General features: G+C 62.8%; 19 protein-coding genes. 10 read left to right on the top strand and 9 right to left on the bottom strand.

The genetic code is table 11. From position 1 onward, the window contains the following. The first annotated feature begins 119 nt into the window (after positions 1 to 119). Complete coding sequence (locus T5B8_RS04175; RefSeq protein ID WP_353176504.1) at positions 120 to 1,016, top strand: mechanosensitive ion channel family protein; 897 nt, start codon at positions 120 to 122, stop codon at positions 1,014 to 1,016. Here T5B8_RS04175 and T5B8_RS04170 read toward each other — a convergent pair. Continuing rightward, positions 1,013 to 1,621, bottom strand: a complete 609-nt coding sequence (locus T5B8_RS04170) for a nitroreductase family protein (RefSeq protein WP_353176503.1) — start codon at positions 1,619 to 1,621, stop codon at positions 1,013 to 1,015. The genes T5B8_RS04175 and T5B8_RS04170 overlap by 4 nt on opposite strands. Before the next feature lie 50 nt (positions 1,622 to 1,671). After that, a complete protein-coding gene (locus tag T5B8_RS04165; RefSeq protein ID WP_353176501.1) occupies positions 1,672 to 2,505 on the bottom strand; it encodes an alpha/beta fold hydrolase in 834 nt (277 codons plus the stop codon). A gap of 150 nt (positions 2,506 to 2,655) precedes the next feature. On the opposite strand from T5B8_RS04165, the gene T5B8_RS04160 reads away from it, so the two are divergent. The 4 genes from T5B8_RS04160 to T5B8_RS04145 all read left to right on the top strand — a co-directional run bounded on the left by T5B8_RS04160 (position 2,656) and on the right by T5B8_RS04145 (position 7,087). Next, the gene (locus T5B8_RS04160) at positions 2,656 to 3,450 is read left to right on the top strand and encodes a formate/nitrite transporter family protein (protein WP_353176499.1); all 795 of its coding nucleotides are present in this window, start codon (positions 2,656 to 2,658) and stop codon (positions 3,448 to 3,450) included. Positions 3,451 to 3,459: 9 nt separating this feature from the next. Next, the gene (gene arfB / locus T5B8_RS04155; RefSeq protein WP_353176497.1) at positions 3,460 to 3,882 is read left to right on the top strand and encodes an alternative ribosome rescue aminoacyl-tRNA hydrolase ArfB; all 423 of its coding nucleotides are present in this window, start codon (positions 3,460 to 3,462) and stop codon (positions 3,880 to 3,882) included. A 352-nt stretch (positions 3,883 to 4,234) separates the two neighbouring features. Continuing rightward, positions 4,235 to 5,779 carry a BCCT family transporter gene (locus T5B8_RS04150; protein WP_353176495.1) on the top strand — a complete coding sequence of 515 codons (1,545 nt, stop codon included), beginning with the start codon at positions 4,235 to 4,237 and terminating at the stop codon, positions 5,777 to 5,779. A 75-nt stretch (positions 5,780 to 5,854) separates the two neighbouring features. Then, entirely contained in the window at positions 5,855 to 7,087 is a 1,233-nt protein-coding gene (locus tag T5B8_RS04145; protein WP_353176493.1) for a GGDEF domain-containing protein, read from the top strand. Between the two features lie 98 nt (positions 7,088 to 7,185). Here the strand turns inward: T5B8_RS04145 and T5B8_RS04140 are convergent, their stop codons facing one another. After that, a complete protein-coding gene (locus T5B8_RS04140) occupies positions 7,186 to 9,759 on the bottom strand; it encodes a sensor domain-containing protein (RefSeq protein ID WP_353176491.1) in 2,574 nt (857 codons plus the stop codon). Positions 9,760 to 10,135: 376 nt separating this feature from the next. Between T5B8_RS04140 and T5B8_RS04135 the strand changes: the two genes are divergently transcribed. Next, a complete protein-coding gene (locus T5B8_RS04135) occupies positions 10,136 to 10,486 on the top strand; it encodes a DUF4186 domain-containing protein (protein ID WP_353176490.1) in 351 nt (116 codons plus the stop codon). 117 nt (positions 10,487 to 10,603) lie between these two features. After that, on the top strand, positions 10,604 to 11,131 hold the full coding sequence (locus T5B8_RS04130; protein ID WP_353176488.1) for a hypothetical protein: 528 nt from the start codon (positions 10,604 to 10,606) through the stop codon (positions 11,129 to 11,131). A 99-nt stretch (positions 11,132 to 11,230) separates the two neighbouring features. Here T5B8_RS04130 and T5B8_RS04125 read toward each other — a convergent pair whose 3' ends face one another. Beyond that, complete coding sequence (locus tag T5B8_RS04125) at positions 11,231 to 12,829, bottom strand: isocitrate lyase (RefSeq protein ID WP_353176486.1); 1,599 nt, start codon at positions 12,827 to 12,829, stop codon at positions 11,231 to 11,233. A gap of 419 nt (positions 12,830 to 13,248) precedes the next feature. On the opposite strand from T5B8_RS04125, the gene T5B8_RS04120 reads away from it, so the two are divergent. Further along, positions 13,249 to 15,144 carry a putative bifunctional diguanylate cyclase/phosphodiesterase gene (locus T5B8_RS04120; protein ID WP_353176484.1) on the top strand — a complete coding sequence of 632 codons (1,896 nt, stop codon included), beginning with the start codon at positions 13,249 to 13,251 and terminating at the stop codon, positions 15,142 to 15,144. Here T5B8_RS04120 and T5B8_RS04115 read toward each other — a convergent pair. After that, complete coding sequence (locus T5B8_RS04115) at positions 15,107 to 15,583, bottom strand: DUF6918 family protein (protein WP_353176482.1); 477 nt, start codon at positions 15,581 to 15,583, stop codon at positions 15,107 to 15,109. The genes T5B8_RS04120 and T5B8_RS04115 overlap by 38 nt on opposite strands. A 382-nt stretch (positions 15,584 to 15,965) precedes the next feature. Further along, positions 15,966 to 16,904, bottom strand: a complete 939-nt coding sequence (locus T5B8_RS04110) for a ring-cleaving dioxygenase (RefSeq protein WP_353176480.1) — start codon at positions 16,902 to 16,904, stop codon at positions 15,966 to 15,968. Between the two features lie 354 nt (positions 16,905 to 17,258). Between T5B8_RS04110 and T5B8_RS04105 the strand changes: the two genes are divergently transcribed. Then, complete coding sequence (locus T5B8_RS04105) at positions 17,259 to 17,801, top strand: DUF2452 domain-containing protein (protein WP_353176478.1); 543 nt, start codon at positions 17,259 to 17,261, stop codon at positions 17,799 to 17,801. 26 nt (positions 17,802 to 17,827) lie between these two features. Here the strand turns inward: T5B8_RS04105 and T5B8_RS04100 are convergent, their stop codons facing one another. After that, positions 17,828 to 18,844 (bottom strand): GGDEF domain-containing protein, encoded by a 1,017-nt coding sequence (locus T5B8_RS04100; RefSeq protein ID WP_353176476.1) that lies wholly within the window; start codon positions 18,842 to 18,844, stop codon positions 17,828 to 17,830. A 336-nt stretch (positions 18,845 to 19,180) separates the two neighbouring features. Between T5B8_RS04100 and T5B8_RS04095 the strand changes: the two genes are divergently transcribed. Then, positions 19,181 to 19,489, top strand: coding sequence for a YMGG-like glycine zipper-containing protein (locus T5B8_RS04095; RefSeq protein ID WP_353176474.1), 309 nt, complete (start codon positions 19,181 to 19,183; stop codon positions 19,487 to 19,489). Positions 19,490 to 19,597: 108 nt separating this feature from the next. Here the strand turns inward: T5B8_RS04095 and T5B8_RS04090 are convergent, their stop codons facing one another. Both T5B8_RS04090 and T5B8_RS04085 read right to left on the bottom strand, forming a co-directional pair. After that, positions 19,598 to 21,553, bottom strand: coding sequence for a sensor domain-containing diguanylate cyclase (locus T5B8_RS04090; protein WP_353176472.1), 1,956 nt, complete (start codon positions 21,551 to 21,553; stop codon positions 19,598 to 19,600). Then, the gene (locus T5B8_RS04085; protein ID WP_353176470.1) at positions 21,550 to 22,167 is read right to left on the bottom strand and encodes a heme oxygenase-like domain-containing protein; all 618 of its coding nucleotides are present in this window, start codon (positions 22,165 to 22,167) and stop codon (positions 21,550 to 21,552) included. Before T5B8_RS04085 ends, T5B8_RS04090 begins: the two co-directional genes overlap by 4 nt. Positions 22,168 to 22,280: the final 113 nt, after the last annotated feature.

The following is a 22,280-nucleotide window of genomic DNA, read 5'->3' as shown; positions in this document are numbered from 1 at the left end:
TGGGCGTCGGATCAAGTCCGCCAATCGGTCACGTACGCCATGGCAATAGCTTGCAGTCGTGTGTCCGCGGGCGAACAATGGGCCGAACTGCCGCGCGAACGACCGGGGAGCATTCGAGCATGGCATCCAGTGCACAGGCCGCCGCGGCGCCCGATACGATCGACGAAGTCATGGCGTCGGTGCAGGACACCGTGCTCGTAAGCTGGGGTGATTTCGTCGATCATCTGCCGTTTATCGGCATCGGGCTGATGATTCTCGTGCTGAGCTGGCTGCTGGCCTGGCTGAGCCGGTTCATTGCCGCCCGCGTGGTCCGCTCGAAAACGCGCCCGTCGTTACGCCGTCTCATCGAACGTCTGCTGTCGCTGGGCATCTGGGCGCTGGGGCTTACGCTCGCGGCGATCGCGGTGTTTCCGGGCCTGTCACCCGCCAAGGCCCTCGGCGGGTTGGGCCTCCTGTCGGTCGCCGTCGGCTTCGCCTTCAAGGACACCTTCGAGAATTTCTTTGCCGGCATGCTCATGCTCTGGAAATACCCCTTCGAAAGCGGGGATTTCATCGAAAGCGGCGAGGTCATGGGCCGGGTCGAGCAGATCAATATCCGGGTCACCAATATTCGCCAGGTCACCGGCGAGCTGCTGGTCGTACCCAATGCCAGCCTGTTCAAGAACTCGGTTCTGGTACTCACCAACCAACGGGTACGGCGTATTCATATCACCACGGGCGTGGCCTACGACGAGGATCTGGCCAGCGCACTCGAGGTCATCGAAACCGCGGTCCGCGCCTGCGAAAGCCGTGTGCCCGACTATCCGGTGCAGGTCTTTGCCACCGGCTTTGGCAGCAGCAGCATGGATATCGACGTGAGCTGGTGGTGCGATTCGACACCGCTGGGCACGCGCAAATCGCGCAACGAGGTGGTGGTCGCGATCAAGGCCGCGCTCGACGCCGCGGGTATCGAGATCCCCTACCCCTATCGCACCCTGCACTTTCGAACGCCGGTTGCGCTCGAGCAGGTCGACTAGGACGGCGCGCCGATACAGAACAGGGCGACGCTGCGCAGGCCATCCGGCAGCGCCAGCGTGTCCACCAGTCGGCGATCGTCGAAGCCGGCAACGATCACCCCGCCCAGACCTTGTGCCTGTGTGGCTAGATGTAGATTCTGCAATACCGCGCCGGTCTCGATATGCGCATACCGATCGCCGCGCAGGCCATCGGGCTGCTGGTCGGCGAAATGGGCCCGGGCGGCCGGGTAATCGGCAGCCACCACGAGCACGACTGCCGCGTGTTCGAGCCAGTGATCGTCGGCCAGCGAGGTGGCGCGCAACGCCTGCGGCGAGGTCGTGCCGAGTCGCGGCCCCAGGCGCCGATGCGCCCCGTCGAACGCATACAGACCTGGCGGGCAGCTCGAATCGTCCAGGCGGTTGATGATGGCAAACAGGCGCAATGGATAGAGCGCATGCGCCGAGGGCGCGTTGCGCTGGCCGGCACCGGATGGCCCCTGGGCACAGGCCACGATCCATTCGAGCGCGGCGCGGCTGACCGGGGTACGACTGTACTCACGCAGACTACGACGGCTTTCGATCAGATCGGCAAGTATCGAGCGTGTATCTTCGCTGTAGTGGGACATGGTGGGTAAGCCGGGGCCGCACACGGCCCCGGCCTTTGCCTTAACAGGCCCTAGCCAAGGAAATCGAGGAGGGCCTTGTTGAACTCGTCCGCATGTGTGGCGTTGATGCCATGCGGGCCGCCTTCGATGAGCGTGAGCGAGGCGTCGTCAATCGCATCCACCGAGCGCTTGCCGCTGACTTCGAACGGCACGATGCCATCCGAATCGCCATGAATGACCAGCGTCGGCACATCGAACTTGGCGAGATCGTCGCGGAAGTCGGTCCGCCCGAACGCAGCGATGCAATCCAACGTGCCCTTGGGCGAAGCAAACCAGGCGATATCGCGGTGGTACTGGCGATTGGCCTCGCTGACCAAAAGCCCGCCCTGTTCGGTGGAAAAGAAATTGCCGGAAAAGTCTTCGAAGAAGGCAGGCCGATCGGCCTTCACGCCATTTTCGAAATCGGCGATGGTGGCATCGTCGAGACCGCCGTCGGGGTTGTCGTCGGCCTTATAGAGATACGGCGGCACGGCGGCGGCGAGCACGGCCTTGGCCACGCGATCAGTGCCGTAGGTGCCGATATAGCGCGCGACTTCGCCGCCGCCCATGGAAAAGCCGACCAGGGTCATGTCGGTCAGGTCCAGATGCTCGACCAGCGTGTTCAGATCGCGGGCCAGCGTGTCGTAGTCGTAGCCGGTAAACGGCTGCGAGGATTTGCCGAAGCCGCGGCGATCGTAGGTGATCACACGGTAGCCGGCCTGCACCAGTGCCGGTACCTGGTTTTCCCAGGAACGCCCGGACAATGGCCAGCCATGGATGAGCACGACCGGCTTGCCGCTGCCGACATCCTCGTAATACAACTCGACCGGTGCGTCGTTTTCGCGATCGACTTCAACAAATGCCATAACGCTGTTCCTTATCGAATGCTTCATCTTCGAACATGGGTCGGGCCCGGCGTGAGACAAGCCGTACCCCGGGCATCCCTGCATGGCGCTGGACGGGAGGAGAAATTCGGGTAGGCTTGCGCGCTGCAAAATCCAGTTGCGCACAATTCAATGCCCGATAGCCCGCCCCGCCCCATCCCGAACGCGCGTGTCTCCGCGCGTGCGATCTATCAGACCATTCGCCGCGATGGCGAAGAGGAAATGGCGCGCCCGATGGGCTCGCTGTGGTGGTCCGGTGTGGCCGCCGGTATCGCCATCTCGACCTCGGTGATTGCGGAAGGCCTGCTACACACCCATCTGCCCGACAGCCCCTGGCGCGAGCCGTTACAAGCATTCGGCTATTGCGTGGGGTTTGTGCTGGTCGTGCTCGGGCGTATGCAGCTGTTTACCGAAAACACCATCACCGCGGTATTGCCGCTCATGGCGCGGACCAACCGCCAGGCGCTGATGTGCATCGCGCGGCTATGGAGCGTGGTACTGATTGCCAATCTGCTGGGCACCCTGGTGGCCGCGACCTTTACTGACATCATCGGCTTCGCCACGGCCGACCAGCTGGCCGCTTTCCACGAGGTGTCCCGACCATTGCTGGAAAAAGGCTGGCTGGAAACGCTGCTGCACGGCATCCCGGCCGGCTTTTTCGTGGCTGCCATGGTGTGGATGCTGCCCAACGCCCGCGGCTCGGAGATCTGGGTGATCGTAATCACGACCTACATGATCGCCATCGGCGGTTTCGCCCACGTCGTGGTGGGTTCCATGGAGGCCTTCCTGCTCGTGCTCGCCGGCGAGGTCGCACTGGGCGATGCGCTCTGGAACTGCCTGGTGCCCGCTTTCATCGGCAATGTGCTCGGCGGCACGGTGTTGTTTTCGCTGCTCGCCTACGGCCAGGTGCGCCAGGAAATCGATTAACCTGAAATCATGGCGCTATCGATTTCCAATCGGGTATCTATCGACGAATCGGAACTCGAATGGCATGCCGTGCGCGCTTCCGGCGCCGGCGGGCAGAACGTCAACAAACTGGCCACGGCGGTTCATCTGCGCTTCGATATCCAGGCCTCGTCGTTACCGGACAGCTACAAGACGCGGCTGCTCGAACGCCGCGATCGACGTATCAGCCGCGACGGCGTGCTCGTGATCAAGGCGCAACGATTTCGCAGTCAGGAGAAAAACCGCGCGGATGCGCTCGCGCGCCTGGAGGCGATCGTACGCAGTGCCGGCACGGCACCCCGTCGGCGCAAGGCCACGAAACCGTCACGCGCGGCCAAGCGCAAACGCCTGAACGACAAATCCCGCCGCGCACGAACCAAGGCGCTACGCACGCCACCCAAGCGCCACGACTAGGGAAGCTCTGCACAACCTGTCATGGTCGCGCCGGCGTGCTTTGCGCGTGGCTGACAAACAGAGGTAGGCGTAGCGTGCTGGTTGCACAGTGCGTCTGACTTGACGCTGACCAGGCGGGCGCAAAGCCGGCGGCGCCGGAAGGGGTCGGCCTCAAATGCGAGCCGCGAGAGGTTATGCAGAGCTTCCCTAACCTTCACGATTTGCATCACTGCTGTATGCTGGCGCGCTTTATTTTGCACCGCAACAATGCGGCAACGGGGACCGAACCACACGTTAAAGCGGCCGAACTGGCAGGTTCCGGTGCGCGATCATGCGCGGGTGGCGTCTTCGTTGTAGACGAACCGGCTTGTTAATGAATCAATCTGCTACCGGCCCCCGCTCGCGCTGGGGCGATCCCATCACCCTGGCCTTGAGCGTGGGTTTCGTGGTCCTGTTCCTGGGTGCGTCGCTTTACGATCTCGACGGGGTCGCCGGCGCGATCGCCGGCGGATTCGCCTGGACGGCAGCGACCCTGGGCAGCTATTTTGAGTGGTTGTTGCTGGCCACGTTCTTCATCGGTATCGGGCTGGCCTGTACGCCGGCAGCGCGAGCGCGTATCGGCGGCGTGGATACGCCGGAACTGAGCACGTTCAAGTGGCTGTCGATCATCATGTGTACGCTGCTGGCCGGCGGCGGCGTGTTCTTTGCCGCGGGCGAGCCGGTCTATCATTTTCTGACCACGCCGCCGGCGTTCGATAGCCAGGCCGGCAGTGCAGCCGCGGTTTCCGATGCGCTGGCGCAATCGTTCATGCACTGGGGGTTTCTCGCCTGGGCCGTGCTGGGATCGCTGACTGCGATCGTGCTCGCCCATGCCCATTACGACAACGGTGAGGCGCTACGCCCGCGCAGCCTGTTGTTGCCGGTGCTGGGCCGGCGCCTGATCCACGGGCCGATCGGCAGCGTGATCGACGCCGTGTGCATTATCGCGGTGGTTGCCGGCACGGTCGGGCCGATCGGTTTTCTGGCCACCCAGGTCAGTTACGGGCTGCACGAAATCTTCGGCCTGACCGAAGGTTTGACCAGCCAACTGTCGATTCTGGCGGTGCTGGGCGTGGTCTATGTCACCTCGGCGGTGACCGGTATCAACCGCGGCATTCAGCTGATGAGCCGCTTCAACGTGTTTCTGGCTCTGGGCATCGCCGCGGTGATCTTCGTATTCGGCCCGACACTGTTTCTGGTGAATGCCTATAGCCAGGCCCTGGGCGACTACATCAGTTCGTTCATGACCATGGCCACGATGAACGCCCAGACCGCGCCGGCGTGGTGGATGAAGTGGTGGACGATCTTCTTCTTTGCCTGGTTCATCGGCTACGGGCCGTTGATGGCGATCTTCGTGGCCCGTATTTCGCGTGGCCGCACGATCCGCCAGATGATCATTTCGGTGGCCGTGCTGGCGCCGATCGCCACCACGATCTGGTTCACCCTGCTGGGCGGCTCGGGCATTCACTATCAGATGGCCGGCGTGTTCGATCTCACCGATGCCCTGGCCGACTTCAAGTTCGATGTGGCTACGCTCACCGTGGCCCAGGCGCTGCCGGGCGGGGCCGCCATGGCGCTGGCAATCATGGTACTGACCTCGATCTTCGTGGCCACCACCGGCGATTCCATGAGCTATGCGATCGCCGTGGTCGCGGCCGGCCACGACGAACCCGCGCCGCTGATGCGTGCGCTATGCGGCATTCTCATGGCGATCATGGCCGGCGTGTTGCTGACCATGGGCAGCGGCCAGATCGGCGCGCTGCAGCAGTTGATCGTGATTACCGCGATCCCGGTATCGCTGGTGTTGCTGTCCTCGCTTTGGACTGGCCCGAAAGCGGCCTATGCCATGGCTCGTGCCCAGGGCATTGTCGCCAGCTAAGCCGAATGCCCAAATGATTGCACCGTGCTGTCGTGGTACAAGACAACATCGTATGCACCATGGGCTGTGTCCGCCTTGGCCGAAACACAAGCGACAGACCGCGAACATGCGCTCGATCGCCTGACGATCGAGCGCTGCATGAACGATCGCCAGCGTCGCTTGCGCTTTCCGGCGCCCGTCGAACGGGCCTACGAGACCTATCGACGCGAATATCGCGCCCGGGTCATGGCCAGCACCATCGTGCCGTCGCTGCTCATCTACAACCTCTACCTGATCGTCGACTACCTGCTGCTGCCGGCCACCTTCGACATCGCGCTGTTGTGTCACCTGCTGGTGGTCACGCCGTGGTTGCTCGTCGCGGGGCTGGTGGTGCGACAGCGCCCCGGGCTGTGGCTGCGCGAATGCCTGTCCGCCAGCATGCCGCTGGCCATGGCGGCCCAGTTGCTGTTCATCTTCTATCTCAATCGCGAGGTCGGGACGGCCGAGCACTATCAGTACGCCGTTTCCGGCATCCTGACCTACGCCAACGTCAACCAAAGGCCGCCGTTTCGATTCGCGCTGGCCAGCACGCTCATTCTGATCGCCGGTTACTGCAGCGTGCTGCTGGCGGCACAGATCGCCTTTCCCGCGTTTTTTATCGGCATGGCGCTCATGAGCGGCGTGGGCTATGTGAGCCTCGTGGCCAACTATCGAATGGAGCGCGATACCCGCTACGCCTTCCTGCGCCGTATCCATGACCGGCTGGAAAACGAAATCAGCGCGCATGCAGCGACCCACGATGCGCTCACCGGGCTGGCCAATCGCCACGAATTCGATCGACAGAGCGCGCTGCTCTACGCGGACCGACGCCATGCGCGTACGAGTCTTGGCGTACTCATGCTCGATGTGGATGATTTCAAGGCCTATAACGACTACTACGGGCATCCGGCCGGCGATGCCTGTCTGCGATGTGTCGCCGGGGAAATATCGGCCCAGTTACGCAGCGACCGGGATCTGGCGATCCGCTACGGCGGCGAAGAGTTTCTCATCCTGCTATTCGATGCAACGCTTGCCGAAACGACGGTCATGGCCGAACGACTGCGCCGGGCCATCGAGACGTTCGGGATACCGCATGCGCCGACCGGCAGTCATGTGAGCGTCAGCATCGGCGCCGCTGCCGGCGTCATCGCCGAGCATCCACTCGATACACTCGTCGCGCAGGCCGATGCGGCGCTCTACGACGCCAAACATGGCGGCAAGAACCGCGTATCACCCAGCGTGATGGTCGACGCGGCAAGCACACCGCGCCCGGCGGTTGCGCGTTATTAGGGCCCGGTACCGGCATTCGTTTTTAATGGCGGTGAGAAACGCGGGCCGCGTAATCCGTTTTCCATGGCCTGCGGGGGTCGATCCGGGCAAACGCGGACTCAGCCGGTACAGCGCTGTCTCTGGCCACCGAGCAACTCGGCGAATACATCCGCCGCGCCGGGGCGGCTGTAATAAAAACCCTGCATGCCATCGCAGGCCTGATTGCGCAGGAAGGCTTCCTGTTCGGCGTTTTCCACGCCTTCGGCGATGACGTTCAGGCTCAAGCTCTTGCCCATGGTAATGATGGCGCTGGCGATGGATTGATCGGTGCTGTTGGTCGCCAACTCGTGCACGAAGGAACGGTCGATCTTGAGGGTATCCACGGGCAACGAGCGCAACTGGGTGAGCGAAGAATAGCCGGTGCCGAAATCGTCGATCGCGATCATCACACCCAGGCGCTTGATTTCGGCCAGCAATGCGAGCGCGCTCGCGATGTCCTGCATGACCGCGGTTTCGGTGATTTCGAGTTCCAGCAGATGCGGCGGCATACCCGTGCGTTCGAGCACCGAACGCAGGTGCGAAACCAGGGTCTGGTCGCCGAGCTGGACCGCGGAAATATTCACGGCCATACGCACCGCAGGCAGTCCGGCACGCTGCCAGGCCATATTCTGTTCGCAGGCGGTTTCCAGCACCCAGCGGCCGATGGGCACGATCAGGCCAAGCTCTTCGGCCAGCGGCAGGAACTGACCGGGCATCATCGGACCCAGTTCGTCGCAGTGCCAACGCAACAGCGCTTCGACGCCGGCAATCGCACCGTCGGCGAGATTGATCTTGGCCTGATAGGCCAGCTCGAACTGCTGTTTTTCGAGCGCGCAACGCAGATTGTTTTCCAGACACATGCGTACGCGCATACGATCCTGGAGTTCGGCGGCATAGAACTGAAAGTTGTTCTTGCCATCCTCCTTGGCGCCATACATTGCCATATCGGCCTGCTTGAGCAGGCCCGAGGCATCGCGCGCGTCCTGCGGATGCAGTGACACGCCGATACTCGCGGTGACGCGGTATTCCTGACCGTTAAGTGCCACCGGCTGCAACACGGTATCGAGAATCCGCCCGGCGACCGGTTCGACATCGCCGGCCATGTCGACATTGTCGATCAGTACCACGAATTCATCGCCACCCAGGCGTGCCACCCGATCGCTGGCGCCGACACAGGCACGCAGACGCTTGGCGATGGCCTGCAGCAACTGATCGCCTGCTTCGTGGCCGAGCGAATCGTTAATGAACTTGAATCGATCCAGATCGATGAACAGCACCGCGAAGTGATCCCCCGCGGCGATCGCCATTGACAACCACTGATTGAACAACGTGCGGTTAGGCAGGTGCGTCAGGGCATCGTGCGTGGCCAGGTATTCGATATGTTTTTCGCTTTCGCGACGAAATGCCTCGTGTTCGAGATTGTCCAGGGCGAACACCAGATTCTCGACCATACGCTCGATCAGGCGCACGCCCTCGCCGCCGAAGCCGCCGCGCTGTCCGGCAATCAACAACATCACGCCGACGGTCTCGCCATTCTTGACGATAGGCACCGCAGCGGCGGATTTCATGCCCGCCCGGCTTGCGATCCGGCGCCAGGGCAGCACGCGGTCATCGTTGAGATAATCGTCGGCAACCTGGGTACGACTTTGAAAAAAACAGCGACCAACCAGGCCGTTGCTGCGTTCGTCCTGTTTATCCAGCGGCACGACCAGATCGCGCACCTTCGGCGCGATCACACCGGCCACACCCGCTACCCGCAACGCCTGCCCGGTCTCATCGACACGCAGCGTGGCAGCAACGAGCACGTCGTCATTGGCAACCGCCGCTTCGCAGACTTGCTGATAGAGCGCTTCGGGGGTGGTGGCACGCAGCAGCGCTTCGTTGGAGGCACTGAGCGTGGCATACATGCGACTCAGCCGATCCCGCGCCTGTTCGGCGAGTTTGCGGTCGGTAATATCGTGCACGATGCTGACGATCACCCAACGCCCGCCCACGAACAGCGCACAGCGGCGGCGCTCGACCAACATGAACCCCCCACGCCCGAGACGGCTGCGATCTTCGACCGTGAGCCGGCCCTCGGCGATCACGCGATCGTACTGGGCTTCGAGCTTGGCCCGTTCGATGCCCAGCATTCGGTCCGGAGAGGACGATAAGAACGTTTCGCGGTCGTGGCCGGTGAGCTCGCAGGCAATATCGTTGACATAGAGAAAACGCATCGACTCGCGATCGATCACGAAGATCATGTCGTGCGACGCATCGATGGCCATACGCAGCTGTTTGAGCTCGCGGTAACGGCTGCGATGGCAGGTGATATCGCGCGCCAGGCCATGCCAGCCGACGCAGCCGCCCTGCGCTTGCTTCAGGCATTCGGCCGCGATGGACAGATAGCGAATCGAGCCGTTAGCGCCGACCCAGCTGACCACGCACTCGGAAACCGCCTGCTCGGGAAACGGCCAGCCCTCGCTGTCGAGCGTGCCCAGGCCAACGTCCGCTGGCATTCGGCCAATCCAATCGGCCGGGTCGATATCGCCGCGCTCGAGCGCCGCGCCCTCCAGGTGTACGAAGCGCCCCTGCGAATCGCAGCGGTAGTAGAAGTCCGAAACGAGGGTCAGAAGGCTTCCGGAATCCCCCGGTTGGCTTTGGTTGCCGTTCATGAGCGCCGCGTCCCACCCCGCGCATCACGCCAGCATCGCCACGGCCGGCATGATCAAGTGTTTTCAATCCGGCCACTGCCTGCGGCACGGGTATCTGCACCGACGCCTGGTCACCAGCGCGTTTGCGTATGTCGCAACGCCAACAACACGGCCCGTCCTTCGAACAGACCGTTGCCGGCTCGGTTTCGTATTTTCGTGATACGGATATCGGCCGCTGGCGAACAAACTTGAACAGCGTTCGCTGTCAGCGACGAACGCATGCATAGCTGCGCTGCCCCTGACCGTATCGGGATGCCGCTAGCACGGGCGTTCATCGCCGCCGGTCGATTCGTGCCTGGCTATCGCGTTCGCTGGCTTGGCGCTTTAGCCTTGGCGTATGCGTGATACCGACGATCTATTCGCCCACCTTCAGCGCTCGCGCTTTCGTAGCCGTTTCAGGCTGGGCGCGCGTGAAACCGCCTATCTCGAGCAGCGCGGGCTCGATACGGTCATCGAACATGCAGATCGATTCATCGCCGAGCGCCTGGCACCGGCCCAGCCGAAAAACGACGGACGCCAGACGCCGATGCGCAATCATCCGGTCTTCATCGCCCAGCATGCCACCGCCACCTGCTGTCGCAGTTGTCTGGAGAAATGGCACTGCATACCCCAGGGCGTCGAACTCGACGACACCGAGCAATCCTATGTGGTGGGCGTGATTCGGCGCTGGCTGGAAAGCCAGCAATGAGCGGCACCGCTGGTTCGCGTACAGGCCGGGCACGCGCGCGTGTAACGCGCAATCAGGGCGGGCATGCGAAAGTAGATGACATGTCGCCCGCAAACATTCATCAACCCGGAGGACGCAATGCGGCTAGACGATGACCTACAGGCACTGATCGAAAAAGTCGAACTCGAAAACGATGCCGCCGCCCCGCCGCGCTTCGACGATAGTGAACGTCGTCTCATGCGCGAAGCGATTCAGGCATCGCAGACCCGTCGTGACCACGGCGAACAACCCGCGACGAGCCATTTTCGGCGCGAACTGGATTTCTTCGTGGTCTGTCTGGGCTACGGCCTGGTCGCATTCGCCGTGCTGGTCATGATGCGCTGGTCGGCCGCCGAGCCGCTGGGCGCACCCGGCGTTTTCGGCCTGGCGTTTCTGGCCGGCGTGGCCGGCGCGCTGTTTCGTCATGTCTACCTGCGCCCGGACGCGGTCAATCGGAGCGTGATTCTGGTGGCCTCGGCGATCGTGCTGCTGGTGTGTCTGATCGCGCTGGTCGCGGCGCAGGCGATTGGCGGTCCGCTGGGGATCGTGCTGGGCGCCATCTTCTTTCGCGCGCTCATGCGTCGGCGGCATAAGACGTCGCCCATGGCGAATACCGCCTGCGACTGAACCAGCGCCGACACAGCGCAAAAAAAAAGCGGGGCCGAAGCCCCGCTTTTTTAGTGGACGGCCGCGGGCGAACCCGCGATGTCACGATGGAACCGGCATTTAGCCGAACTGGTTCATCGTGTTGTCCTTGCCACCGGCCTTCAGCGCGCTTTCACGCGAGAAGAATTCCTTGTGGTCATCGCCGATGTTGGAACCGGCCATGTCCTGATGCTTGACGGTGGCGATACCTTCACGGATTTCCTTGCGCTGCACGCCTTCCACATAGGCCAGCATGCCCAGATCGCCGAAGTAGCCCTTGGCCAGCTGATCGGTGGACAGCGCGGCCGTATGGTAGGTCGGCAGCGTGATCAGGTGATGGAAGATGCCCGCCTTGGCCGAGCCTTCCTTCTGGAAGTCACGGGTCCATTCGTCGGCAACCTTGCCCAGCTCGGTGTCGTCGTACTTGACGTCCATGAGGTTGTCACGATCGTACGCCGACAGATCCTTGCCTTCCTCGGCCCAGGCGTCGTACACCTGCTGACGGAAGTTGAGCGTCCAGTTGAACGACGGGCTGTTGTTGTAGACCAGCTTGGCGTCCGGCACTTCCTGGCGGATGCGATCGACCATGCCGCCGATCTGTTTGACGTGCGGCTTCTCGGTTTCGATCCACAGCAGGTCGGCGCCGTTCTTGAGGCTGGCGATACAGTCCATGACCACGCGATCTTCGCCGGTGCCCTTGCGGAACTCGAACAGGCCCGAGGCCAGACGCTGCAGACGCACCAGCTTGCCGCCCTGCTTGATCACGACGTCGTTCGGGTTGATTTCCGAGGCGTCCTTGATCTCTTCGCCGGCAATGAAGCTGTTGTACTGGTCGCCCAGGTCACCCGGCTCGTTGGAGACGGCGATCTGCTGGGTCAGGCCCGCGCCCAGGCTGTCGGTACGGGCGACGATGATGCCGTCGTCCACACCCAGCTCGAGGAACGCATAACGCACGGCGTTGATCTTGGCCAGGAACTGCGCATGCGGCACGGTGACCTTGCCGTCCTGATGGCCGCACTGCTTGACGTCGGAGACCTGGTTTTCGATCTGGATGGCGCAGGCGCCGGCCTCGATCATCTTCTTGGCCAGCAGATAGGTGGCCTCCTCGTTACCGAAACCGGCATCGATATCGGCGATGATCGGAATGACGTGGGTTTCGAAATTGTCGATCTTTTCCTGGGCCTTCTTGACCGCGACATCGTCGCCGGCTTCCTTGGCCGCTTCCAGATCACGGAAATAGTGGTTGAGCTCCCAGGCGTCGGCCTGCTTCAAAAAGGTGTAGAGCTCTTCGATGAGCATCGGCACGGTGGTCTTTTCGTGCATCGACTGATCCGGCAGCGGGCCGAATTCGCTACGCAGCGCCGCGACCATCCAGCCCGACAGGTACAGATAGTTGCGCTTCAGGCTGCCGAAATGCTTCTTGATCGAAATCGCCTTCTGCTGACCGATGAAGCCGTGCCAGCAACCCAGCGACTGGGTGTACTTGGAGCTGTCCTTGTCGTAGGCCGCCATGTCTTCGCGCATGATCTTGGCGGTGTACTTGGCGATATCCAGGCCCGTATGGAAACGGTTCTGGGCGCGCATGCGCGCGGCATGTTCGGGGTTGATGGCCGACCAGGCACTGCCCTGGGCATCGCGCAGCGACGCGATCGCATCAACGTCCTTCGAATACTGTGACATGTTCAATCCTCAACAATTGGCGAGTAGACACGGGCGCAGTCGATCGTCGCGAAGCCGAACCCCGCAGCGATCAACCGCTGACCCGGCGTATTCTAAGGGCGACCAGCCGATACGAACAGTAAATGCGCTCAATATTCGCCATTCACGCCCTGAATAAAGGGGCACTAATCACCCGGCGCTGGCCCCGGAACGCGCCAGGCAACGAATCTGGTGGCGTTCGTTTGTGCGTAATACGTACACCGGCATGGCGACAACCGCACTTAGGAATATTGCCCGATCGGGCGCGTGACGCTTCAGTCGAGCCTCAAGCCGCCGATCACTAGTCATTGAGGCCACAAAATGGGCAGCGCCCCAGCCGCGGGCCATTTTGTTGTCGGATTTCACCCGCGTGGGCCGCGCCCGCCCTACGTAAGGCTTGCATGACGAACCCGCGCACTCCACTGGAACAAGAAAACGATCGTCTTGCCGCCCTGCGCCGCACCACCTTGCTGCAGGAAATGCCGGACCCGGTTTTCGACCGTATCGTCGAGCTGGCCTCGCGCTTGCTGGGTACGTCCATCGGCTGTGTGACGATCGTCGATGCACGCCATCTGTGGTTCAAGGCATCCACCCGCGGCAGCCAGTACCGTGTCGAGCGCGAACACGCATTCTGTGCCCACACCATCGCCGGCAATGACGTGCTGGTCGTCCCCGATCTCAAGCGCGATGCGCGGTTCGCGGACAATCCGTTCGTCACCGACGAACCGTTTGTGCGTTTTTATGCGGGCGCGCCGCTGGCATCGGAAGGTTATAACGTGGGCGCGCTGTGTGTGCTGGATACCGTGGCGCGCAGCGACTTCGGCGAGCGCGAACGCACCATTCTCCGACAGCTGGCCGATTTTCTCGAGAACTGGCTGCAGGCCGCGAACCACCCGCTGTTTCGCGACCCCACCACGGGCATCTACACACGCCAGCGCATGCTCAGCGTACTCAAGCACGAACTCGCCCAGTCGAGCGTATGCCCGAACATGCATGTACGTCTGATCGGCATCGTGGATATCAGCGTGCCCAAGCAGATGCACGAACTCACGCAGGTGATGGGCCACGAGCAAACCGAACGCTTCATCGTCGAATGTATCGATCGCTTGTCCGACAAGATTGGCGCGAACCGCGAGCTTTATCGAATCGGCCTGTATCGGTTCGGTTTTTTCATGACCGAACAGGTCGGCATCGGCATCCAGCGCAAACTCGATGCGCTGGTGCAGTCCTTGCACGAACCCTTCGACTCGCAGGTCGGTCTGTTGCTTCAACCCAGCGCCAAGCTGGGCGTGACCATTCTGCGCGAGCACGATAACGACAACGCCGAAGAAATCCTGCGCCAGGCCTCGGTGGCAGCCGACGATGCCTGGGATCACAGCCGTCGCTGGACGTTTTACAAACCGCAAAGCGATGCATCGCGTCAGCGCAAGCTTCAGCTGCTCACCGAACTGCCCGCCGCGCTGACGTCCAACGATCAGCTGTATCTGCTGTTTCAGCCCCAGATCGACCTCGCCACGCAGGCCTGTGTGGGCGTCGAAGCGCTATTACGCTGGCAGCATCCCACGCTCGGCTTCGTTTCACCGATCGAGCTGATCGATGCCGCCGAAAAGACCGCCCTCATTCAACCCCTGACCAACTGGGTCCTCGATGCGGCCATCGCGCAGGGCGTGCGTTGGCGCGCCGAAGGGCTGAACCTGCGCGTGGCGGTCAACCTATCGGCCCATGATCTGGCCGACGACCGCATCGTTGAGCGTGTATCGCAACGATTGCGCGACCACGATCTGCCCGGCGAAAACCTGGAACTCGAGTTCACCGAAAGCACCTTGATCAGCGATCTCGACGCCAGCCTGCCGAAACTGCGGCAACTGCACATGCTCGGCGTGTCCACCGCGATCGACGATTTCGGCACCGGCTATTGCAACCTGTCGTATCTGCAAAAACTCAGTGCCAGCAAGATCAAGATCGACCGGCGATTCGTACAGGATATCGAGCGCAATCCGCGCGGCCAGACACTCACCCGCGCGATCATCAATCTGGCGCACGATCTGGGTTACGAACTCATCGCCGAAGGCATCGAGAACGAAAGCACCCTGGCACTGATGGCCGACTGGGGCTGCGAGCAGGCCCAGGGCTATCTGTTCAGTCGTCCGCTCACGCCTGAACATTTGAACCGCTGGATTGCCAACGGCGGCGCGGCCCGCGTGCTCGCCCGGCGGGTGGCCGAGCGCGACGATGCGCAGGCGCTATACGCCAAGCGGGTCAGCCAGCCAGGGCACGATGTCGATGACGAGCGATAATGCGGGCCAGCGCCGGCACCACGCTACGGATTTCGCCGGCCGCACGCCCACGAACCCGGGCATAGGCTGAACGGATCGGCCGGCTGCCCACGCGCTCGGCGCGGTGATCGGCGACCTCGAGCACGGCGTCGACCACCCGCGTATCACGGGCCGCCAGATAGTCGCCAAAGTCGGCATCGGGCCCGGCGCTTGCCTTGAAGTCGGCATGGCAGGGTTCTAGCGCGACCAGAAAATCGGGCATGAGCTCGCGTACCGTGCGTTCGACGATCGATGGCTTGAGTTTTTTGACCATACTCACCGCGGTACGCACAGTCATGCCACGGCCCTGGAGTTCGTTGGCGACGAGTCGATCGCAGTCGGCCACCAGGGCATCGAAATACGGCGAAGCCCCGAGCAAACCCGCCAGGGTTTCGTCGTTGTCGCACACGGCGTCATTCATACGGACAGTCCAGATAGATAAAATCGCCTTTGTAGGCGCCACTGTAGTTAAAGCACGGCCGTGCGACCAGGGAATCTCTGCACAACCTCTTGCGGATCGCGTTCGAGTCCTCACAGACGGTGCGGCAAGGCGTCCAAGCGCAGCGCCTGCCTTTTGGGCAGGTCAAGCTTGGCAACGCAGCCGCGGCGTCTGTGAGGCCGAACCCCTTGCGGGCCGCCGGCTTTGCGCGCTCCTGGTCTTCGTCAAGACACGCTGGCGTGCAACAAACACGCTACGTGCACCTTTGCTCGCCCGCCAAGCGCAAAGCACGCCGGCGCGACCGTGACAGGTTTTGCAGAGATTCCCTAGTTATCGGCCCGTATGGCGATGCCTTCATGCCGGCTCAAGAACCGATCTCACCCAACGCCCGTTCGATCAGCCCGCGCTGGTTTTCGTACTGGGGGGGCAACATGAGCCCACTACCCAGCTGCGCCACCGGTTCGTCGACGACAAACCCGGGGCCATCGGTGGCGATCTCGAAGAGCACGCCGCCGGGTTCGCGAAAATAAATCGACATGAAATACTGACGATCGATCGCCTCGGTAACCTGCAGGCCGCGATCGACCAGGCGCTTGCGCAGCGCGCTTTGCTCGGCCTCGTCGCTGGCTCGAAACGCGACGTGATGAACGCTGCCCACGCCCTGGCGCTGGGCTGTCATTTCCGGCGCGACACACACGTCCAATACCGCCCCCGGCCCCGGGTTGTCGTGGGCCACGAAACGCACCCGATCGCCCGCTTGCGCGCTGCGCTCGAAACCCAACACCTGCTCGATGACCCCCGCGCTGGGGGCAAGCTCGGCGACGTTGATGCTCACGCCGTACAAACCGCGAATGGCGTACTCGCCGGCCACCGGCGCGTCGTGCCAGGCGTCAATACGCCCGGCCGCCTCGCTGGCGACAAGTGCGAACCGGTTGCCGTGCGGGCCGGTAAAACAAAGCACCTCGTCGTCGAAACGGGGCTGACGGCCGGATTCGATGTCGTATGCGGCCAGACGCGTCTGCCAGAAATCGAGCGAGGCACTAGGCACCGCGAACGCGATTTCGCTCGCCCCGCCCAGGCCATGCTGACCCGCCGGCGCATCGGCAAATGCAAAGAAGGTGAGCACGGTACCGGGGGTGCCGACTTCATCACCGTAATAGAGATGGCAAGTGCCCGGATCGTCGAAGTTGACGGTCTTCTTGACCAGACGCAACCCCAGAACCTCGGCGAAAAACCGCCGATTCTGTTCCGGATCACCACAGATCGCGGTGATATGGTGCAAACCCGCTATGGATGATGTCATCGCCAACCTCTTGCCGCGTGACGGCTCGGCCACATGATGACAGCCGATGTGTGGCCAACCCATGACGTTTGCAAACCGCGCCTCGATGATTGACCAGACTCAGGCGGCTGCGTTCGAGCAGGCATCGGGCCCGCAAATGAACGCAAATGACCGCGAACAAGGCGAACGACAGGTCGATTCAAGGGCGCGTGCTCAACGTTTCACGCCTTCTGCCGAGCTTTGTACGGGATCAATAATGTTGTCGTCGTACAGGGTCTAGAATGACGGCATGACACCCGCCGAGGGGTTTGCACTCATGGCCGAGAATCGAAATCCACGCAGCAAGGGCAACCCCAGGGCAAGGGCAACTCGCTGGTGCTCGACACGCTCGATGCCCGGCGCCAACTGCCCGCGTCCCTGCCGCCCAAGCCTGTCGAGCAGATCAGTGCCGAGCTGTTCACATCGCTGTTCGTGCTGGAAAGCCGGTTTCGCTTCAAGCCGGTTCCTGGCCAGACCTATTTTCTGTATCGGCGCGGCACGTCGGCGTACTGGCTGGGGCTGACCCCGCCCCGCATGCTCGGCGAGACCGTGGCCGGACGCTTTATCGGCCATTGTGTGATGCAGACCGACATGACCTGGACACTCGCGCTCAGCGAAAGCGCGGCAAACGATCACGCCTTCCTCGACGAACTCGAACACAAGAAACACGAATTCGAGCAGCGCTTGCAGGCCGCCGAACGTATCGACGACTTGCTGCCCGTCTACGAACGCGGTTTCGACTTCTATCGCCGTGCGGCCGGATTCGCCCTGGCCTATTCGCTGTCGCGTTCGATGGTGCGCGCGGGGATTAGCGGTCTGTCCTACGACAGCGCCCGCGCCCTGCTGCCGGCTCGCCCGCAAACCGACCCGCAGGCGTAGCCGGTTCGTAGCCGGCGGCCGGTCGATCAGGCCACAACGCGGTCGCGCCCGTCCGTTTTGGCCTGATACAGGCGCCGATCGGCTACCCGCAACAGGCTATCCAGATCGCTGCCGTCGCGGCCGAATTCGGCGATACCGATGCTCGTGCTCAGGCTGATTTGCTGGCCGGCATAGACGCACGGCTGGGCGCGCACGCGTCGGCATAGGTCTTCGGCCAGGGTAATCGCCGCATCGCGGTGCGTATCGCGCAGCAGCACGCAGAATTCCTCGCCGCCGATACGACAGGCCAGATCCTGTGCACGCAGACGTTCGCGCATGACCCGCGCGACCATACACAGCACGGCATCGCCTGCTTCATGCCCATAGCAGTCGTTGATGTGCTTGAAGTGATCGAGATCGAGCATCAGCAGGGTCAACGGCATGGCTTGCGCCACGTCATCACGCGCAAGCGCTGCCATAAAGACCTCGCGCAAATGCATGCGATTGCTCAGGCCGGTCAGTGGATCGGTCTGGGCCATACGGCGCAGGCGTGACTCGGCATGCTCGCGACTGACCTCGTAGAGATGCGAAAAACCGAAGATACAGATCGCCACGAGCACGACGTTGGCCAGCGAGCGCAGTTCCGAATAGCCGTGCTCGAAACCAAACTGGGCAAAGAAAATCACGCCGGATACCGCCAGATAAAAGCCGGCGACCGCCGCCCCCAGCCACCGGCCCAACAGCAGATAGGACAGAATCGGGATCAACAGCACCCAGGCGAATACGCTCGGCACCACCGCCGCCGTGGTCAGGGCAAACATCATCACGGTGAAGAACGGCAGCAGAAAGACCATGATCCAGAGCTGCAGCCGTCGGGTGCGCGCGATCGTGCGTATCAGACTCGCCGCGAATCCCGCCATGAGCAGTTCCAGCGCCATGAGCGCGTAATCGCCCGCGTGATAGTTGAGCAGCGCGAACAGCACGCCGAAAACGGCGGTGAACAACAGCAGTGCCTGGGTAATCGGCCGGCGATACGGCGCCGCTGCCGTTGATTCGTCCCTCATAGAGGCCGGCCAGTCTGCCTGCGCCGGCAACGATGCATGGTCACCGCGGATCGTATTCTGCCTGGCTTTCATTCACTGACCTGTCATGCCGAGCGGCGACGTCCGTTATGCTTGGCTGCCGCAACCACCGGCCGAGGAATGGTTAACCTGGGCGGCTGCAACAGCGTGTGGGCGTACCGTTTTTATCGGCCGACGGCGTGATTTCGCAAGGCCTCGCCCGTGGCCCGGTTCGGCCGGCGTACTCGTACGCTTACGGCAACGCGATTCATACACCATTCAGCGATTCATCGTTAAATACATACTGAACGATTAAAACGACAAACCTGGAGAGCGCACATGAACATGTCCCTACGCAAATCGCTGACTGCGGCGACCCTCGTGACCGCCTTATCGAGCGCACCGGCCATGGCCTGGGATGACAACACCCTCTCGGCCGCGCTGGGCGGCGGCGTTGGCGGCGCGCTGGGCGCGGCGATCGGCAATGAAATCGGCGGCAATACCGGTGCGATGATCGGCGGCGCCGTGGGCGCTGCAGGCGGCACCATGATTACCAACCGCAACCACCGCGACGACGATCGTTATTACGATCGCGATTATCGTCGGCGTGGATACGATTACGGGCGCTACAGCCGCTATCGCTACTGATTCGCTCGCCCACGATCCGCGCGCAGCCCGTAGCGGATAAGCGCTTGCGCTTACGTTCGGACCGTATCGCCCCGGCATGACGCGATAGTCAGGCCGGGGCGATTGTGGTCAGGCACGACGGCGTTGCTCGTCCTTGGCCAGATACAGCACCTTGTCGGCATATTCGCTGAGCCCGCTGGCGTGCTGAGCATGGGTCGGGAAAATCGCGGTTCCCATACTCGCCGATACCTGCAGGCGATACTCGCCGAACAGCACCGGCTGTTCGATTGCCGCCACCATGCGTTGTGCCTGCGCGGAGGCATCGTCGTCGCCAGCGACATGCCATTCGATGATCGCGAATTCGTCGCCCCCGAGCCGTGCGACGAGATCCTCGCGGCGCGCCAGCCGCTTCATGCGCTCAGCGATGATCTTGAGCAACTCATCGCCTGCCCCGTGACCATAAGTGTCGTTGATGGGCTTGAACTCGTCGAGATCGAGCATATGCAGGGCAAAACGCTCCCCGGTGCGCCGACAATGGTCGATCCGGTCGGCCATGGCCTGTTCGAAGGCATACCGGTTGGCCAGCCCGGTCAACGGGTCGAGATAAGCCAGCTCCTTGTGCCGGGCGGCCTGGCGATATTCCGCCAGCGCCTCGCGTAGTTCCTGGGCGATTTCCAGCGTGGCCTCACCCCAGCGCTTGGCACGGTAGCGCACACTCTGCGACCAGGCCTCGAACGAACTGCGCGGCGTAAGCGTCTGCGCGGTATCGCCCGGTTCGGGCTGCTTGCCGGCCCAGGTGATCTTTTGTACCTGTTCCTTGCGCACGGCCAGCAATTCGCACTGCGGGCTGATCGACATACTGAGCACACCCGCGCCATGCCGGCACAGGCCCGGATGACCGCGCAGCGCCACCGGCAATACATCGAAATGCAGAAAATCGCCATGCTGATGGTCGCGCGTCCAATCGTCGAGTGCAGCCAGCGCAGCGGCATCGGGCAACTCGCCCTGCGTATGTTCGTCGTTGCCCCAGCGCAGGCGCAACCCATCGGCTTCGAGCATGGACTGCAGCCCCGCGAGCTGACCGACGAGCAATTGCTTGGGTTGATCCGCGGTGGGATCCAGCGCCCGGCTCATCACGGCCAGGCGCTCGCGCAGCACCGACCGCAACGATTCCATCGCGAGTCGACAGATGTTGGTCAGATGCAGACAGGCCAGACGCGCCATTTCCTCGAACGCCAGCCGCTCGATCGAGTTCAGCACCTTGCCTGCATAGTCGTGGCAGGTAACCAGCCCCCAGAGTTCGCCCTCGACCAGCAGCGACACGCTGAACGAGCCGCGAATGCCCATGTTGCGCAGATACTGGATATGCACCGGATGCACCGCCCGCAGCATCGAAAAGGTCAGATCCAGTGGTTCGTCTATATCGGGCGCGGCATAGAGCTCGACATTGTCGGTTTCGGTGTCCGCGATGATGCGCTGCCAGTTCAGCGTATAAAGTCGACGTGCATTCTCGGGAATATCGTGGGCAGGGAAACGCAGCCCGAGAAAACCTTCCACCCCCGGCTTGCAGCACTGGTCGATGACCTCGCCGTCCCAGTCTTCGAGAAACCGATAGACCATGACACGGTCGTAACCGGTACAGGCCGCGATCGTCGACGTGAGTACGCCCGCGATCTCCTTGGGCGTATGCACGCGCGACAATCGGGTGATGAAATCGATCCGCGCGGCCTCGTCCCACCAATCCGGCGCTGCGATGGCCGCCGGCTCGAATTCCAGCACGTAATGCCGGCCGCGCTGGTGGCCGACGGCAGTGACCGGCACGATCAGTTCGACCTGACCGATCCGGTTGGCGCCCACGCCCTGGGCCAGGCGTTCGAGTTGCGGCCAGGCCGCGCCAAGCACTTCGGCGGCCGGGCGGCCGAGCAGTTGCTGCGGCGTACGGCCGAGCCATTCGCCGATGTTGGCTGAGCAATATTCCACGCGGGCACTATCGATACATACCGCAACGAGCGCACCCAGCGGCTGCAAGGCACCAATAAGCTGCAGATCGCCCTTTTTGCAATCGGCGACGACCTCCGGGTTCATACCGGTCCCCGGCCGGGGTCATCCAGCGCCTGATAAAAATGTTCGAAGGTACGACGCGCCGAACGGGCAGCGCGGGCGACTTCGTCGCGGCTGTGCAGACCCGACAACCCCACCCGAAGACGACGCCAGTCATTGCGGCTGACAAACGCCGCCGACCAGAATTCGGCGCGGGCGGCCAACGGCGCTGCCGGCGAGCCTGCCAGCGCCGCGGCGATGACGCGGTGCCCGAACTGGGCGCCATCGACCACATAGCGCGCGCCGAGATAGGCGGGCGTGCTGTCGATCGGCCGGCCGCTGGCGGCAAGCCCGGCGCTGGACTCGCCAGCACGATGCAGGTCGGCCAGCAACGCCGGCGAACGCAGCCGATAGGCGCCGACAGCGCGCGGGCGCCAGTGCTCGGCGGCCACGAACTGCCGGTCGAGTGTGGCGTAGATTGCCGCCGACAAACGCAGCGCCCGACGATATTCTTCGACCGTACAATCATGCGCAGCCAGACGCGCCAGCGGCGTATCGCGCTCGATAGCGGTATGCAAACGCGCGGTGCTTCGCCGTATCAGCGCAAGCGGATCCGGCGTCGACACGGCGCAGCGCTGGGCAAGACTACGAACCTGCATGGTTGGGGCACTCTCTGGTCCGGCGTGCCCGCGCGCCGTCTTGTGCAGACGCTGCGAAGGGCAGAAGACACCGGTCGCGATCGTTTAGGGTAGCCCGACCGCGTGACGGAAAA

Source organism: Salinisphaera sp. T5B8 (assembly GCF_040361255.1).
GTDB lineage: Bacteria > Pseudomonadota > Gammaproteobacteria > Nevskiales > Salinisphaeraceae > Salinisphaera.
This window is presented reverse-complemented; position numbering and strand designations above follow the sequence as displayed.

What these genes read in the sequence shown, in the direction of transcription:
- T5B8_RS04175 (WP_353176504.1), top strand. Translation starts at nt 120, where the DNA reads ATGGCATCCAGTGCACAGGCCGCCGCGGCGCCCGATACGATCGACGAA.
- T5B8_RS04170 (WP_353176503.1), bottom strand. Translation starts at nt 1,621, where the DNA reads ATGTCCCACTACAGCGAAGATACACGCTCGATACTTGCCGATCTGATC.
- T5B8_RS04165 (WP_353176501.1), bottom strand. Translation starts at nt 2,505, where the DNA reads ATGGCATTTGTTGAAGTCGATCGCGAAAACGACGCACCGGTCGAGTTG.
- T5B8_RS04160 (WP_353176499.1), top strand. Translation starts at nt 2,656, where the DNA reads ATGCCCGATAGCCCGCCCCGCCCCATCCCGAACGCGCGTGTCTCCGCG.
- arfB (WP_353176497.1), top strand. Translation starts at nt 3,460, where the DNA reads ATGGCGCTATCGATTTCCAATCGGGTATCTATCGACGAATCGGAACTC.
- T5B8_RS04150 (WP_353176495.1), top strand. Translation starts at nt 4,235, where the DNA reads ATGAATCAATCTGCTACCGGCCCCCGCTCGCGCTGGGGCGATCCCATC.
- T5B8_RS04140 (WP_353176491.1), bottom strand. Translation starts at nt 9,759, where the DNA reads ATGAACGGCAACCAAAGCCAACCGGGGGATTCCGGAAGCCTTCTGACC.
- T5B8_RS04135 (WP_353176490.1), top strand. Translation starts at nt 10,136, where the DNA reads ATGCGTGATACCGACGATCTATTCGCCCACCTTCAGCGCTCGCGCTTT.
- T5B8_RS04130 (WP_353176488.1), top strand. Translation starts at nt 10,604, where the DNA reads ATGCGGCTAGACGATGACCTACAGGCACTGATCGAAAAAGTCGAACTC.
- T5B8_RS04125 (WP_353176486.1), bottom strand. Translation starts at nt 12,829, where the DNA reads ATGTCACAGTATTCGAAGGACGTTGATGCGATCGCGTCGCTGCGCGAT.
- T5B8_RS04120 (WP_353176484.1), top strand. Translation starts at nt 13,249, where the DNA reads ATGACGAACCCGCGCACTCCACTGGAACAAGAAAACGATCGTCTTGCC.
- T5B8_RS04115 (WP_353176482.1), bottom strand. Translation starts at nt 15,583, where the DNA reads ATGAATGACGCCGTGTGCGACAACGACGAAACCCTGGCGGGTTTGCTC.
- T5B8_RS04110 (WP_353176480.1), bottom strand. Translation starts at nt 16,904, where the DNA reads ATGACATCATCCATAGCGGGTTTGCACCATATCACCGCGATCTGTGGT.
- T5B8_RS04100 (WP_353176476.1), bottom strand. Translation starts at nt 18,844, where the DNA reads ATGAGGGACGAATCAACGGCAGCGGCGCCGTATCGCCGGCCGATTACC.
- T5B8_RS04095 (WP_353176474.1), top strand. Translation starts at nt 19,181, where the DNA reads ATGAACATGTCCCTACGCAAATCGCTGACTGCGGCGACCCTCGTGACC.
- T5B8_RS04090 (WP_353176472.1), bottom strand. Translation starts at nt 21,553, where the DNA reads ATGAACCCGGAGGTCGTCGCCGATTGCAAAAAGGGCGATCTGCAGCTT.
- T5B8_RS04085 (WP_353176470.1), bottom strand. Translation starts at nt 22,167, where the DNA reads ATGCAGGTTCGTAGTCTTGCCCAGCGCTGCGCCGTGTCGACGCCGGAT.